Source organism: Rodentibacter rarus (assembly GCF_001998965.1).
GTDB classification, from domain to species: Bacteria; Pseudomonadota; Gammaproteobacteria; order Enterobacterales; family Pasteurellaceae; genus Rodentibacter; species Rodentibacter rarus.
In genome coordinates this window covers 1-12,609 of the sequence record NZ_MLHJ01000124.1, presented here as the reverse complement: position 1 = coordinate 12,609, position 12,609 = coordinate 1, and the positions used below count along the sequence as shown (strand labels likewise).

Below are 12,609 nucleotides of genomic sequence, written 5' to 3'. Positions count from 1 at the left end.
TCTAGTACAGCCCCTTATTAAATTCAAATAAAATAATTATAAAAAATAAGGAGCTGTCTTAGATAACAACTAAAAGCTCTATTTAGGTTAAGATAACCAAATGAGAAAAATCCGTCTAAGTCAGCATAAATAAAATAAACTCATCGAGCTGTTTGTAGCTGGCGTCACTGCTTGAATAACCACTGAGTTAGTAAATGTGAACAAAACGATCACGGTCTATTACTTCCATCATCTACGGTTGCTTATCTATCAAAATAGCTCATATATAGAGATGTTTGAAGGTGAAATTGAAGCCGATGAACGCTATTTTGGCGAAACCCGCAAGGTAAATAAGGTCATGGCGATGCAGGTACGCTGTGTTCGGACTTTTAAAACGTGACGGTAAGGTGTATACCATCGTTGTTCCGAATACGACATCAGCAACACTTTTACCGATTATTCGAGAAAAGTTGAAGCCCGACAGTATCGTTTACACCGATTTCTACCGAAGTTATGATGTGCTTGATGTGAATGGCATTTTAATCACAGCATTAAATTTCCATTTTAAAATAATTAGTTAAGGGCATATTAAGTTAGTTATCTAGGACAATCCCTAAAGTTATTCCACAAACTAGAGAGGTCAACCTCTTTTTTATTATAAAATGAAAATTAATTTAAAAAAATGTTAAAAATGTGTTGACTTTTTGGTTTTATTATTCTACCTTTGAATTGCACATATAAATGTGCACCTAATATTTAACTATAATTTATAGTAGGAGAATTCTTATGAAAAAACTTGATTCATCTAAACTATTAAAGATCAAATCTGCAATTTCAGGCTGGTCTTTTAGCCATAACTAATAAAAAAAGTATAGCCATCCAAGGCTATGTCTTTTTCTTATGATAAAGTGGAACGGGAAATGAATATTGTGACAACAAATTATAGTTATACAGAAATAAAAAACGCTTTACTCTCGATATATTAAATTCGCTAAATTATTTAAGGGAATTTTCTGAACTATCCCCAATAGATAATTTTTCTCTACATTGGAAAACTGCTGCCGTACATTATTTAGCTATAAAATCAGCAGAAAAGAATGATTTTGATAAACTGAATTTTTTCCTGAATTATATTACATCTCAGGAGAGAGAGCCGGGAATTAGTTTAGTTCCCTTATTTGAAGATAATTCTTTAGAAACAGAACAGAAATGATTCTAGAAATTATTAAAGACGATAATCAGTTAGGTTTTGGTTTTTGTCATAAAAATGATTCTAAATTAATTAAAGAAGAAGTAAATAAAATCAAAATTACGCTAAGAGATATAAAAAAATATGATATTTCATCATCTAATGAAATTGAAGAGTATATTGATTCTATCCATTTAACAAGAGAAGGAAAAAATGGAGACCGTTTTATGCGATCTGGAACAAATTTCTATATGTGGGGGACGATGTTTATTTATATAAAATTATCTCATTCTATTTTATATTATATAGATCATATTATACACGAGTGTGCTCACACCGCATTGAATATTTTGAATGCTAAAGATGAATTGGTAACAAATGCACCAAAGGAAAGATTTCCAGCTCCGTTAAGAAAGGATCTTCGTCCAATGATAGGGCTATTTCATGCTTTATTTGTATTAAATAGGGTTTGTGGAACTTTTAAAAAAATTATATCTGATAAAAATTACGAATATTTAGATGAAGCTATTCAAAAATATAATGATTCATTAAAAAAACTAAAGGAAACTTATGCTACTGTTAGAGCTAATGCAAAAACAACTCCTTTAGGTGAGAATATCTTAAATGCTATCAAGATAGAATGGGAGCTAAATTGAATTTAAGAAAAAACTTATTGGTGGATACGATGTTTTTATTAAACTCTATTGTATCCACCTTGCCACTGACGATAGTCATATTTTTCCTTTTAGACACCTCATTAACAGAAGAAAATATCTCATTCCTTTTTTCTTTAAAATTTTGGGGCGTTTCTATTTTTTCTTTTTTATTTATTCCTCTATCTAAAAAAATTAGTATAAAAAATATTATTATACTCTCTGCTTTAATAAAGCTGATTGCCTATTTTTATTTCTTTTTTGAACAAACATTTTATGGTGCAATAACATTAGTGGCACTAAGCTCACTCTCAGCTTCTTTATTCACAACCGCATCAAAAATTTATATACAAACGACATCTGAAAATATTTCTCTTAGCCTTTCGAGAAGATTTACATTAAACAATATAGGCGTATCAATAACGCCAATATTGCTAATGATAGCTGATGATGCGAATACAATGATTTTTATTGCTTTAATATTGAACCTATTGTTATTTTTACTCACTTTGATGTTAGAGGGTATTTCTGCGATAAAATCTGAAGATTTATCAGTCAACGATCATGAAGTTAATTTAGATAATGGCTTATTATTGTTTATATTTATCTCTTGTCTTTTGTTTTCTATTTTTTATCTGACTTATGAGAAAAATATCCCAATTAGTTTAGAGAGAAAAGATGATAAAGCATTTTATGCAACCTTAGTTGCAATAAACACAATAATGATTATTTTTCTTCAAATAAAAACCTTTTCATTGATGACTGAGCTTATTGGTGTCTATAATGCAGTTTTTCTATCTTATACAATATGCTCAATCGCTTATTTTCTCTTTTTTGTTTTTAATGATAGTTATCTTTTTATGATCTTATTTGTTATAGGTATCACTTACTTAGAGATGTTTTTTTCAACCGGTGTCGATTCAATCATTATAGAGAAAGGGAAGAGGTTGTCTAAATATTACTTTATAGCCTTTAATGTATTTATCGCAATAAGTATCACTTTATCTTCCTACTTTTTAACCTTAGAAAAATATATCTTGCCGATTATTATCATGTTATTGATTATATTGAAATGGATAATGAATAGGATAAAACAAGTAGAGGATAAAAGCTAAAGTAAAAGCTGCTTTCATAACAGAAAATGGTGTTTAGAATAAAACGGGGATAAAACATCCCCGTTTTTGACCGCACTTTTTAGAAGTTCTTTTCAATAGAAATAAAAAACTCCCCGCTTTTTCGTGAATAAAATTCGGGAATATTGCTATCAATTTTACGATAACGATAATTCAATTTGGGAATAAAGCCTTTCCATTGCAACTTGTTATGCCAAACAGTAGCGTTAAAGCTATATTCCTTATCCTGCCGTTTTTTCTCTGGGAAATAGAAGTTTTCCGCTTGGAAATTCCGCTTTACATAACGCAGGCTGACACGAGTGACAAAATCTTTGATTTCCCACACAGAGCCAATATTTCCCCCAACTCTGGTGGAGGTTTCCGCCTTATCTTTGCTGCGATCCAGACTTCCTTCCAATCCACCAAAGATCAAACAATTCGGCTTGGCTTGATAACTAAATGAAAGGCTTGCCCCATTGATATAGCCATTGTGTCTGCGAGCCACATTGCTTTCAGCATAGCGTTTTTGGGCATGGGAAAGTGAGCCGGAAATCGACCAAAGTGCGGTCAATTCTCGATGAAAATTTGCAGTTACGCCATAGTTTTTACTATAGCGTGGTGAACCTAACCAATTTTGCTCAAAAAAAGGCATTAATCCGAAAGATTGCAAAGCAGAACGATAGCGATAACCTAGCGCTCCATACAAGGACTTTTCGCTGTAATCTTGATTATCCCAATAATGCACACCGTTAAAATAGCTATTGAAAGACACAAAATGATTGCCTGCCACATTCACTTCACGATTTAGCCCAAAGCCATAACGAAAACCGTGTGCCTTTTGGGGGAGCGATTCTTCGTCTTTTTGAAAACGAAGTCCGCCAAGGATAATTTCTCGCTGATCGGAGGCATTATTCACATTGTCCGTTTGGGTATATTGCAACTCAGCATCTACTTGCCAACCTTGGCGTTTTTTCATTTCTTGTAAATAACGTTGGGCTAAACCTTGCATTTGTGGCGATAAATCAGGTATTGCCCGCTCAAGTTCGGCTTTCGCTTGGCGATATTGCTTATTTTCAAATAGCATTACGCCCAAATCAAAACGTGGGTATGCCAGCTCAGGTTTTTCATTCACAATCTGCTGATAAAGGGAAATTGCTTCAACATATTGGCGTTCGGCACGCAACATCGCCCCTCTCGCATAGCGGTAAAGCGTGGCATCGTGATCGAATTGTGCGTGATAGAGCGGTAATAATTTTTTCAGCAAGCCCCATTGTTGATTCACTACGCCATAGTTAATCAATTTTTCAAGTTTGGTTTGCATTGAATCGCTTTCATTTAATGAGATTTGAGGCGTGGAAAGTGCGGTAGATTTTTCGGGTGTTTTTAGTTCGGGTTCAACCATTTTCGGCACGCCCGTTTCTTCAAAGAAAACAGGGCGGTGCGTAGGGCTTGGTGCAGCCTGAGCCAAAAAGGAAACAAGCGGTAAAAAATAAGCAATTTTTTTCATAATGAATAGACAACAGAGCGGTATTGTTTCGTAAACATAAAAGTAGAATTTTAACAGTAGGGACACACTGCGTGTGTCCGCTTATAACATATTGAAATAATTTGACTTTATAACGGAATAAAAGTATGCCGTTTAAATGGGTTTTAAACGGCATTTTGTTAAGGGTTAAAGATTATTTTTGGATCTCGCCACGTGTGCCGCCAAAACCGATGTGCGTGCCACGGATTAAATTACCCTGTTCGTCTTTTTGATTATACTTTCTTGCCGTGCCACCATTGACACGCATTGTGTTATCTAATTGCTTATACATATAGGCGTTGCCCGCAATTTCTTCGGCATCTGGACCATAGAAGACTAAATCATATTCCCCTCTTGTACCATCCGCCATTGAGGCACTTGAGGCAACCCCATAATTCGGACCTGCCCCATGATTTGTTTTACCGATACGCCCTTCATCCAAATTGATGTCACCAATCCCACTGAAACCTGACAATTTACCTGAACCTGTTCGATTAGCAAAATCCACGTTATAGGTTAAATCACCGCTATGAATGATGGCTGCGGGGTTGGATGTAAAGGCTTTACCTTTATAGGTGGCATTTCCTTCGCTTGGTAGTGCCGTTGTTTTTTCACCAGAAAATCCGCGTTCCTCAATACGAAAATTATTAGGGGCATTCAAAGAATCAGAGAAAAATCGCATATCCCGACCATAAACAACAGAATAATTTTGCTTGTAAATTGTGGCATAACCGCCTGAAACTGTCCCTTGCCCATCTTCAGCGTAAATCACAACGTAAGGAGCAGAATTTAGACCATTTGGCAAATCATCAATCTGGGTATTAGCATATCCGCCAATTGTTGAACCGTCACCTTGTTGATTTCCAACAACTTCTTTTATCAGCTCATTAAATTCATTAATTTTTTGTTCTTGCTTAGTGGCATTAGCTAAAGCAGTTGCTAAATTGGTTTGAGCTTGCTCAAGCGTTGCTTTGGCATCATTGAGTTCTTTTTGCACCGCTTGTTTGGCTTGGTCTTCACTGGTGGCTTTAGCGGTTTCGGCTTCTAAACGTTTGGTCGCTTCTGCCACGTCCTTTTTCGCCTGTTCAAGCGTTGCTTTAGCATCACTGAGTTCTTGTTGCACCGCTTGTTTTGCTTGGGCTTCGCTGTTGGCTTTAGCGGTTTCGGCTTCTAAACGTTTGGTGGCATCTGCCACTTTTTGTTCAGCTTGAGCAAGTTGCGTTTTAGCATTATTGAGTTCTTGTTGTACCGCTTGTTTTGCTTGGACTTCTCTGTTGGCTTTAGCGGTTTCGGCTTCTAAACGTTTGGTGGTATCTGCCACTTTTTGTTCAGCTTGAGCAAGTTGCGTTTTAGCATTATTGAGTTCTTGTTGTACCGCTTGTTTTGCTTGGGCTTCTCTGTTGGCTTTAGCGGTTTCGGCTTCTAAACGTTTGGTGGCATCTGCCACTTTTTGTTCAGCTTGCTCAAGTTGGGATTTGAGTTTATCCAATTCGGCTTGCTGTTGAGAGGCTTGATCTTGTGTGCTTTGATCATTACGAATTTCGTTGTTTGGGGTTGACGATGCTCTATCGCTACTACCACCACCTCCACTACTTCCACATCCGGTTAATGCCAATAAAAGTGCGGTCGCTACTGAGATATTTTTTAGTTTCATTTGGGATTCCTTAAATAATAATGTGATTAAAAAGCCAAAAGAATTATAATTCCGCGCTAATTTGGGTACAATTAACCGACAGTTACACTGAGCTACCGTGTGAAGGTAGTGATTTATGATGAGAGTAAATTATGAAAATAAATGAGAAGATCCGTCAATTGCGTGAGCAACATCAATTATCTCAAGAAAATATGGCGGATAAATTGGGTATGTCGGTGACGGGTTATGCCAAAATTGAGCGGGGCGAAGTGCGTTCAACTTTACAGCGTTTAGAACAAATTTCAGAAGTGTTTGAAATGGATATTTGTGAGTTATTTGCTTTTGGTGAAAACGAGAAAATTTATTTTAATAATTCTGTCGTTGAATCCACAAATTCCAATAATTTTCTCTTTGCCGTAGGCAATGAAAATTTAGAAAAAGCCATTCAGCAATTGCAATTAATGCTTACCCATAAAGATGAATTATTGCTACAGAAAGACAAAATTATTCACGGTTTAGAACGTGAGCTTGAATTGCTGAGAAAATTACAAAACTAGAAAATTTAAACGGGGATAAAATATCCCCGTTTTTGACCGCACTTTATTTCCCTTTCATATCAATAATCACAATTTCCGATTGTGAGCCTAAACGCATTGGGATGCCCCAAAAACCGTAGCCGGAGGTCACCATAAAATAGGGGGTGCCGATTTTTTCTAAGCCGTAATCAATAGGGTAGGTAAGGGCAGTGACAAGATTTGCCGGAAAAATTTGCCCTTTGTGAGTGTGGCCGGAAACTTGTAAATCAAAAGGTAAGGTGGAATGGATTTCCACTTCGGAAGGGCGGTGGTCGAGGACGATAATCGGTAAATCCGCTTTGGCTTGCTTTAATAAGGTTGCCGTGCTTGGACGGTTTTTTTCGAGATCGTCATTTCGCCCGATTAAAACGATCTCGTCATTAATGGTTGCCACTTGATCCTTTAATAGAATGATGCCGGCTTGGCGGATTTCTTCGGTGATTTCTTCTTGATACCCAAAGAAATCGTGGTTGCCTAGGGTGGCATAAACCCCTAATGGCGCACGAAGTTTCGCTAAATGAGGGCGCATATTTTCCGCTAAATAGGCGGTAACATTATCATCCATAATATCGCCGGGCAGTAAGATGATATCGACTTTTTGTTCGTCCATGATTTGTGCCAGTTTATCTAGGGCTTTTCCGCCAAATAATGATCCGAGATGTAAATCACTTGCCACGCCAATTCTCAAGGGGTTCATTGGTTTATCTAATGTGATGTCATAATGCACGAGGCGTGGAACATAGGCGTTATAAACGCTTAACCCGAGTAATCCTGCCAAGGCAAAAGGATAGGCGAGGCGTAAAGTGCGGTCAATTTTGGCAATGGTTTTTGTTTCTCTGAAAAGAAAATGAATGATCGCTATACCGAAGCTGATAAAAGCGGAAAAAAGTAATAAGGCGAGGATAAAGGCGATAGCTCGTGCCGCCATAAAGAGTTGTAGGATTTGCCCAATCAAGATGGCATTGGGTATGCCAAAGGTGATAAACGCCAGATATTTTTTGCCTCTCGGTGTGAGTTTTCCCTCAAAAAGCCACTGCAAAGTGCGGTTGAAAATGAAGATAAATACTTGCAGAGCGATGATGACGGCGGCAAAGATAAAATAGTAACGGGTTTCCATAAAATTCGCTGCTTTCCTCAATGATTTTAAAAAGGCGAATAATAAATTTCTCTGTTTCCAAAGGCAAATTTTTTCGCTAGAATGCACCCGATTTTTTGACTTGATAAAGGACACATTATGTTTGGAAAAGGCGGTTTGGGCGGCTTGATGAAACAAGCGCAACAAATGCAAGAAAAAATGCAGAAAATGCAGGAAGAAATCGCACAACTTGAAGTGACCGGTGAATCCGGGGCGGGATTAGTGAAAATCACCATTAATGGCGCACACAATTGTCGCCGTATTGATATCGATCCTTCTTTAATGGAAGACGATAAAGAAATGTTAGAAGATTTAATCGCCGCAGCATTCAATGATGCGGTACGCCGTGCGGAAGAATTGCAAAAAGAAAAAATGGCATCGGTCACCGCCGGTATGCCATTACCGCCGGGAATGAAATTTCCTTTTTAATGATTTGGTGCGTGAAGCGGGTTTCACGCACGATGTCCATTTTCCCTTTCATTTATCATTATGCAAAGCAGTCCACTTTTAGAACATCTCATTGAAAATCTTCGTTGTTTGCCGGGCGTGGGGCCAAAATCTGCACAGCGCATGGCCTATCATCTTTTGCAACGTAATCGTAGTGGTGGGATGAATTTGGCTCGAGCGCTGACGGAGGCGATGTCTAAAATCGGGCATTGTTCTCACTGTCGTGATTTTACGGAAGAAGAGGTGTGTAACATTTGCAATAATCCACGTCGTCAAAATTCCGGTTTACTTTGTGTGGTGGAAATGCCGGCAGATATTCAAGCCATTGAGCAAACCGGGCAATTTTCCGGTCGATATTTTGTGTTAATGGGGCATTTATCGCCACTCGATGGCATTGGCCCTCGTGAAATTGGGTTGGATTTATTGCAAAAACGCTTGGTCGAGGAATCCTTTCATGAGGTGATCTTGGCAACCAATCCCACCGTGGAAGGGGAGGCAACAGCAAATTATATTGCGGAAATTTGTCGTCAACACAATATTAAAGTGAGCCGTATCGCCCATGGTATCCCGGTGGGTGGCGAGCTTGAAACCGTTGATGGCACCACCCTTACCCATTCTTTCCTTGGTCGTCGCCAAATCGATTAATCTTTTCTTATGCGTTTATTTATCGCTGAAAAACCCAGTTTAGCGCGTGCTATTGCCGATGTGTTGCCTAAACCACATCAACGTGGTGACGGCTTTATTAAATGTGGCGATAAGGATGTGGTGACTTGGTGTGTAGGGCATTTGCTGGAGCAAGCCGAACCCGATGTTTATGATCCCAAATTTAAACAATGGCGATTAGAACATTTACCCATCATTCCCGAAAAATGGCAACTTTTGCCCCGTAAAGAGGCGAAAAAGCAGCTGGCAGTGGTGGAAAAACTCATTCATCAGGCAGATGAATTAGTCAATGCGGGTGACCCGGATCGAGAAGGGCAGCTTTTGGTGGATGAGGTGTTTAGCTATGCGAAGCTGAGTGCAGAAAAGCGTGATAAGATCCAACGCTGTTTAATCAGCGATCTTAATCCCAGTGCGGTGGAAAAAGCCGTTAATAAATTACAGCCGAACCGTAATTTTATTCCGCTTTCCACTTCAGCCTTGGCAAGGGCTCGTGCCGATTGGCTTTATGGCATTAATATGACAAGAGCTTACACCATTCGTGGGCGACAGGCCGGTTATAATGGTGTGCTTTCTGTGGGGAGAGTACAAACCCCGGTGTTGGGTTTAATTGTTCGCCGAGATTTAGACATCGAGCATTTTCAGCCAAAAGATTTTTATGAAGTGCTGGCATGGATCAATCTTGAAGGGCAAGTCGAAAAAACAGCAGAAAAATCGACCGCACTTTTTAGTGCCTTATGGCAACCGAGCAAGGCGTGTGAAGATTATCAAGATGAAGACGGACGGGTGCTCTCCAAAGCCTTAGCGGAAAATGTGGTAAAACGTATCACAGAACAGCCGGCGGAAGTGACGGATTATAAAGATGTGAGAGAGAAAGAAACCGCTCCTCTGCCTTACTCATTATCCGCTTTACAAATTGATGCGGCAAAACGCTTTGGTCTGTCGGCACAAGCGGTATTGGACATTTGCCAGCGACTCTATGAAACCCACCGCTTAATCACTTATCCCCGCTCTGATAACCGTTATTTGCCGGAGGAGCATTTTGCTGAACGTCAGCAAGTCTTAAAGGCTATTGCTGTTCACAGTGAAACCTATCAAACCTTGCCAAGCGTGGTAGACACAAAGCAAAAAAATCGTTGTTGGAATGATAAAAAAGTGGAGGCTCACCATGCCATCATTCCAACGGTGAAGAATCGCGCAGTGAATTTAACCCAAGAAGAACGCTATATTTATGATCTTATTGCCCGCCAATATTTGATGCAATTTTGCCCTGATGCGGAATATCGTAAAAGCAAGATCACTCTGAATATTGCGGGGGGAACTTTTATCGCACAGGCTCGCAATTTGCAGGTTGCGGGGTGGAAAGCGTTGCTTGGTAAAGAAGACGATACGGAAAATCCAGAGCCTTTATTACCAATTGTGAAGAAAGGGCAGATTTTGTATTGTGAACGAGGGGAGGTGATCGGCAAAAAAACACAACCGCCCAAACCTTTCACTGATGCCACCTTGCTTTCTGCGATGACAGGGATTGCCCGTTTTGTGCAAGATAAAGAATTGAAAAAAATTCTGCGGGAAACAGATGGATTAGGCACAGAAGCTACACGAGCCGGTATTATTGAATTGCTTTTTAAACGGGGATTTTTAACGAAAAAAGGGCGTAATATTCATAGCACAGAAACCGGGAGAATTTTGATTCAGGCCTTGCCGGATATTGCCACCCAACCGGATATGACAGCCCATTGGGAAGCCCAGCTCACGGATATTAGCCAAAAGCAAGCTACCTACCAACAATTTATGTATGGGGTGAATCAAATGTTGCCGGATTTAGTGCGTTTTGTTGATTTTAATGCTTTAAGGCAGTTAAGCCACGTGAGCCAAATAGTGAAGAAAGCAGAAAAGCCGCAAAAAAGAGCGGTCAAAAAATCGAAAGAATTTCATAGTGAAAAAGTAGTTGATTAAAGTTGATACAATTAAATAATAAAAAAGAAAAAAAACTTGCGAAAAAAAGGAAATCTTTATATCATTCGCCCCAGTTTTTGCGTAGAACGCAATCTAGAGTAGAAAAAATGTACCAAGTTCTTTTATTTATTTATGTTGTTGTCGCTATTGTATTGATCGGATTTATCCTTGTTCAACAAGGCAAAGGCGCAAGTGCAGGCGCTTCTTTCGGTGGTGGTGCATCAGGCACAATGTTTGGTTCTGCCGGTGCAGGTAACTTTTTAACACGCACCAGTGCAATTTTAGCAACCGCTTTTTTTGTTATTGCACTTGTGTTGGGTAACCTAAACTCTCATCGTGGCAATGTTGAAAAAGGTACCTTTGATGATTTATCTCAGGCAGCCGAACAATTTCAACAACAGCAACAGGTTGCACCTGCAATAGATAATAGAAACAGTGATATCCCGCAATAAATTAAAATAGACAAATTTAACGCTCTGGTGGTGGAATTGGTAGACACGCTATCTTGAGGGGGTAGTGACCACAGGTCGTGCGAGTTCAAGTCTCGCCCAGAGCACCAAAACACTTTTCAAAGCCTTTCGTAACTTCTCGAAAGGCTTTTTTAATTCCAGTAACCACAAGGGTTTATCGCTATTTTGCCTATCTTAGCTTATCGCGGCTTTTCGTCTATGACCGCTGATTTTAGTAACACAGTTTGAAATCGTGTTACCATGGCTCAAAACTGTGTTACTAAAAATGATGAGGAGCTAGATATGGCAAGGGCTGTCTTACCTTTAAACAATACCAAAATAGAGAAATCTAAGCCTAAAGAAACGGAATATAATCTTTCTGATGGTGAAGGGCTTAACTTAAGAATAAAACCGTCAGGAAGTAAAATTTGGTTGTTTAACTATGTTTCACCCATCACTAAAAAACGCACTAATCTAAAAATAGGGAAGTACCCTGAAATCTCTCTCGCTGATGCCCGCCTTAAACGTGCTGAATATCGCACGCTTTTAGCAAAAGGAATCGATCCACAAGCACAGAAAAAAGAGCAAGAACAAGTAGAAGAGAAAAAATTAGAAAATCAGTTTTATTCAATAGCTGAAAAGTGGAAAGAAAAGAAAGCCACTGAAATTGAGCCACTGACTCTAAAAAAGAATTGGCGGCGATTAGAGATTTATGTTTTTCCTACACTCGGAAAAATGCCCGTCATTGATATTCTGCCTAGTGTTGTAATTGAAATGTTAGAACCATTAAATAAACAAGGCAAAGGCGATACATTAAAACGCATTATTCGATTGATTAATGAGATTTTAAACTATGCTGTTAATTATGGTTTACTGCCGTTTAATCCTTGCTTAAATGTAAATGCGGTATTTAATTTTGGCAAAAACGAGAATAACCTTGAGCATATTTCATTGAAATACTTTTAAACGACTGTATTTTTAGTAACTGATAAACTTCTTCCGCAAGTTCATCTAAGGCTGGCTCACTTCCACCAAACGGCGCAAGAATCATGATATTGAGATCTGCTTCCCACTCTTGAGCACCTACAACATGTTGATTGGCTTGCGCATTTTCCAAAGTTACGCAAATCAAAGGCAATTCGGCTTTCACATTAGTTATCTTTGGAACGCCGTTATAAAAACTCTTTATTCCTTTCATGTTGGCGACTAAATAATCCAAAATTTCTTTTCTAATTTGATTATGGATTCGCATATTTTTTGATCCTTAATGTCATAAGTGTTAATGATCATGCA

Annotated in this window: 12 protein-coding genes, 1 tRNA gene and 1 pseudogene; 10 read left to right on the top strand and 4 right to left on the bottom strand. The window is 38.7% G+C overall.

The window, feature by feature from the left end:
- Window positions 1-142: 142 nt before the first annotated feature.
- The 3 genes and pseudogenes from BKK50_RS10920 to BKK50_RS10910 form a co-directional block, all read left to right on the top strand.
- Window positions 143-512 (top strand): annotated as a pseudogene (locus BKK50_RS10920) (transposase); the annotation flags it as partial.
- A gap of 676 nt (window positions 513-1,188) precedes the next feature.
- Entirely contained in the window at window positions 1,189-1,824 is a 636-nt protein-coding gene (locus BKK50_RS10915; RefSeq protein ID WP_244149456.1) for an aKG-HExxH-type peptide beta-hydroxylase, read from the top strand.
- Window positions 1,821-2,936: an MFS transporter gene (locus tag BKK50_RS10910; RefSeq protein WP_158074674.1), complete on the top strand. Its 1,116-nt coding sequence runs from the start codon at window positions 1,821-1,823 to the stop codon at window positions 2,934-2,936. Before BKK50_RS10915 ends, BKK50_RS10910 begins: the two co-directional genes overlap by 4 nt.
- Before the next feature lie 79 nt (window positions 2,937-3,015).
- On the opposite strand, the gene BKK50_RS10905 is transcribed toward BKK50_RS10910, so the two are convergent.
- Window positions 3,016-4,440 carry a surface lipoprotein assembly modifier gene (locus tag BKK50_RS10905; RefSeq protein ID WP_077417972.1) on the bottom strand — a complete coding sequence of 475 codons (1,425 nt, stop codon included), beginning with the start codon at window positions 4,438-4,440 and terminating at the stop codon, window positions 3,016-3,018.
- 172 nt (window positions 4,441-4,612) lie between these two features.
- Complete coding sequence (locus BKK50_RS10900) at window positions 4,613-6,112, bottom strand: factor H binding protein domain-containing protein (RefSeq protein ID WP_077417970.1); 1,500 nt, start codon at window positions 6,110-6,112, stop codon at window positions 4,613-4,615.
- A 131-nt stretch (window positions 6,113-6,243) separates the two neighbouring features.
- Here BKK50_RS10900 and BKK50_RS10895 point away from each other — a divergent pair, with 131 nt between their 5' ends.
- Window positions 6,244-6,648, top strand: a complete 405-nt coding sequence (locus BKK50_RS10895) for a helix-turn-helix domain-containing protein (RefSeq protein WP_077417968.1) — start codon at window positions 6,244-6,246, stop codon at window positions 6,646-6,648.
- A gap of 43 nt (window positions 6,649-6,691) precedes the next feature.
- Here the strand turns inward: BKK50_RS10895 and BKK50_RS10890 are convergent, their stop codons facing one another.
- Window positions 6,692-7,783: a metallophosphoesterase gene (locus BKK50_RS10890; RefSeq protein WP_077417965.1), complete on the bottom strand. Its 1,092-nt coding sequence runs from the start codon at window positions 7,781-7,783 to the stop codon at window positions 6,692-6,694.
- Window positions 7,784-7,900: 117 nt separating this feature from the next.
- Between BKK50_RS10890 and BKK50_RS10885 the strand changes: the two genes are divergently transcribed.
- The 6 genes from BKK50_RS10885 to BKK50_RS10860 all read left to right on the top strand — a co-directional run bounded on the left by BKK50_RS10885 (window position 7,901) and on the right by BKK50_RS10860 (window position 12,282).
- The gene (locus tag BKK50_RS10885; protein ID WP_005629464.1) at window positions 7,901-8,230 is read left to right on the top strand and encodes a YbaB/EbfC family nucleoid-associated protein; all 330 of its coding nucleotides are present in this window, start codon (window positions 7,901-7,903) and stop codon (window positions 8,228-8,230) included.
- A 60-nt stretch (window positions 8,231-8,290) separates the two neighbouring features.
- Window positions 8,291-8,893, top strand: a complete 603-nt coding sequence (recR, locus tag BKK50_RS10880) for a recombination mediator RecR (RefSeq protein WP_077417963.1) — start codon at window positions 8,291-8,293, stop codon at window positions 8,891-8,893.
- Window positions 8,894-8,902: 9 nt separating this feature from the next.
- Window positions 8,903-10,867, top strand: a complete 1,965-nt coding sequence (locus BKK50_RS10875; RefSeq protein WP_077417960.1) for a DNA topoisomerase III — start codon at window positions 8,903-8,905, stop codon at window positions 10,865-10,867.
- Window positions 10,868-10,974: 107 nt separating this feature from the next.
- Window positions 10,975-11,319, top strand: coding sequence for a preprotein translocase subunit SecG (secG, locus tag BKK50_RS10870; protein WP_077417957.1), 345 nt, complete (start codon window positions 10,975-10,977; stop codon window positions 11,317-11,319).
- Between the two features lie 21 nt (window positions 11,320-11,340).
- Window positions 11,341-11,426, top strand: a tRNA-Leu gene (locus BKK50_RS10865).
- 151 nt (window positions 11,427-11,577) lie between these two features.
- Window positions 11,578-12,282: an integrase arm-type DNA-binding domain-containing protein gene (locus BKK50_RS10860; protein WP_244149455.1), complete on the top strand. Its 705-nt coding sequence runs from the start codon at window positions 11,578-11,580 to the stop codon at window positions 12,280-12,282.
- On the opposite strand, the gene gpU is transcribed toward BKK50_RS10860, so the two are convergent.
- The gene (gpU, locus tag BKK50_RS10855; protein ID WP_077417952.1) at window positions 12,227-12,568 is read right to left on the bottom strand and encodes a phage tail terminator protein; all 342 of its coding nucleotides are present in this window, start codon (window positions 12,566-12,568) and stop codon (window positions 12,227-12,229) included. The genes BKK50_RS10860 and gpU overlap by 56 nt on opposite strands.
- Window positions 12,569-12,609 lie beyond the last annotated feature (41 nt).

Coding starts and splice junctions, on each gene's coding strand:
- BKK50_RS10915 (WP_244149456.1), top strand. CDS start 1,189: ATGATTCTAGAAATTATTAAAGACGATAATCAGTTAGGTTTTGGTTTT.
- BKK50_RS10905 (WP_077417972.1), bottom strand. CDS start 4,440: ATGAAAAAAATTGCTTATTTTTTACCGCTTGTTTCCTTTTTGGCTCAG.
- BKK50_RS10900 (WP_077417970.1), bottom strand. CDS start 6,112: ATGAAACTAAAAAATATCTCAGTAGCGACCGCACTTTTATTGGCATTA.
- BKK50_RS10895 (WP_077417968.1), top strand. CDS start 6,244: ATGAAAATAAATGAGAAGATCCGTCAATTGCGTGAGCAACATCAATTA.
- BKK50_RS10890 (WP_077417965.1), bottom strand. CDS start 7,783: ATGGAAACCCGTTACTATTTTATCTTTGCCGCCGTCATCATCGCTCTG.
- BKK50_RS10885 (WP_005629464.1), top strand. CDS start 7,901: ATGTTTGGAAAAGGCGGTTTGGGCGGCTTGATGAAACAAGCGCAACAA.
- recR (WP_077417963.1), top strand. CDS start 8,291: ATGCAAAGCAGTCCACTTTTAGAACATCTCATTGAAAATCTTCGTTGT.
- BKK50_RS10875 (WP_077417960.1), top strand. CDS start 8,903: ATGCGTTTATTTATCGCTGAAAAACCCAGTTTAGCGCGTGCTATTGCC.
- secG (WP_077417957.1), top strand. CDS start 10,975: ATGTACCAAGTTCTTTTATTTATTTATGTTGTTGTCGCTATTGTATTG.
- BKK50_RS10860 (WP_244149455.1), top strand. CDS start 11,578: ATGGCTCAAAACTGTGTTACTAAAAATGATGAGGAGCTAGATATGGCA.
- gpU (WP_077417952.1), bottom strand. CDS start 12,568: ATGCGAATCCATAATCAAATTAGAAAAGAAATTTTGGATTATTTAGTC.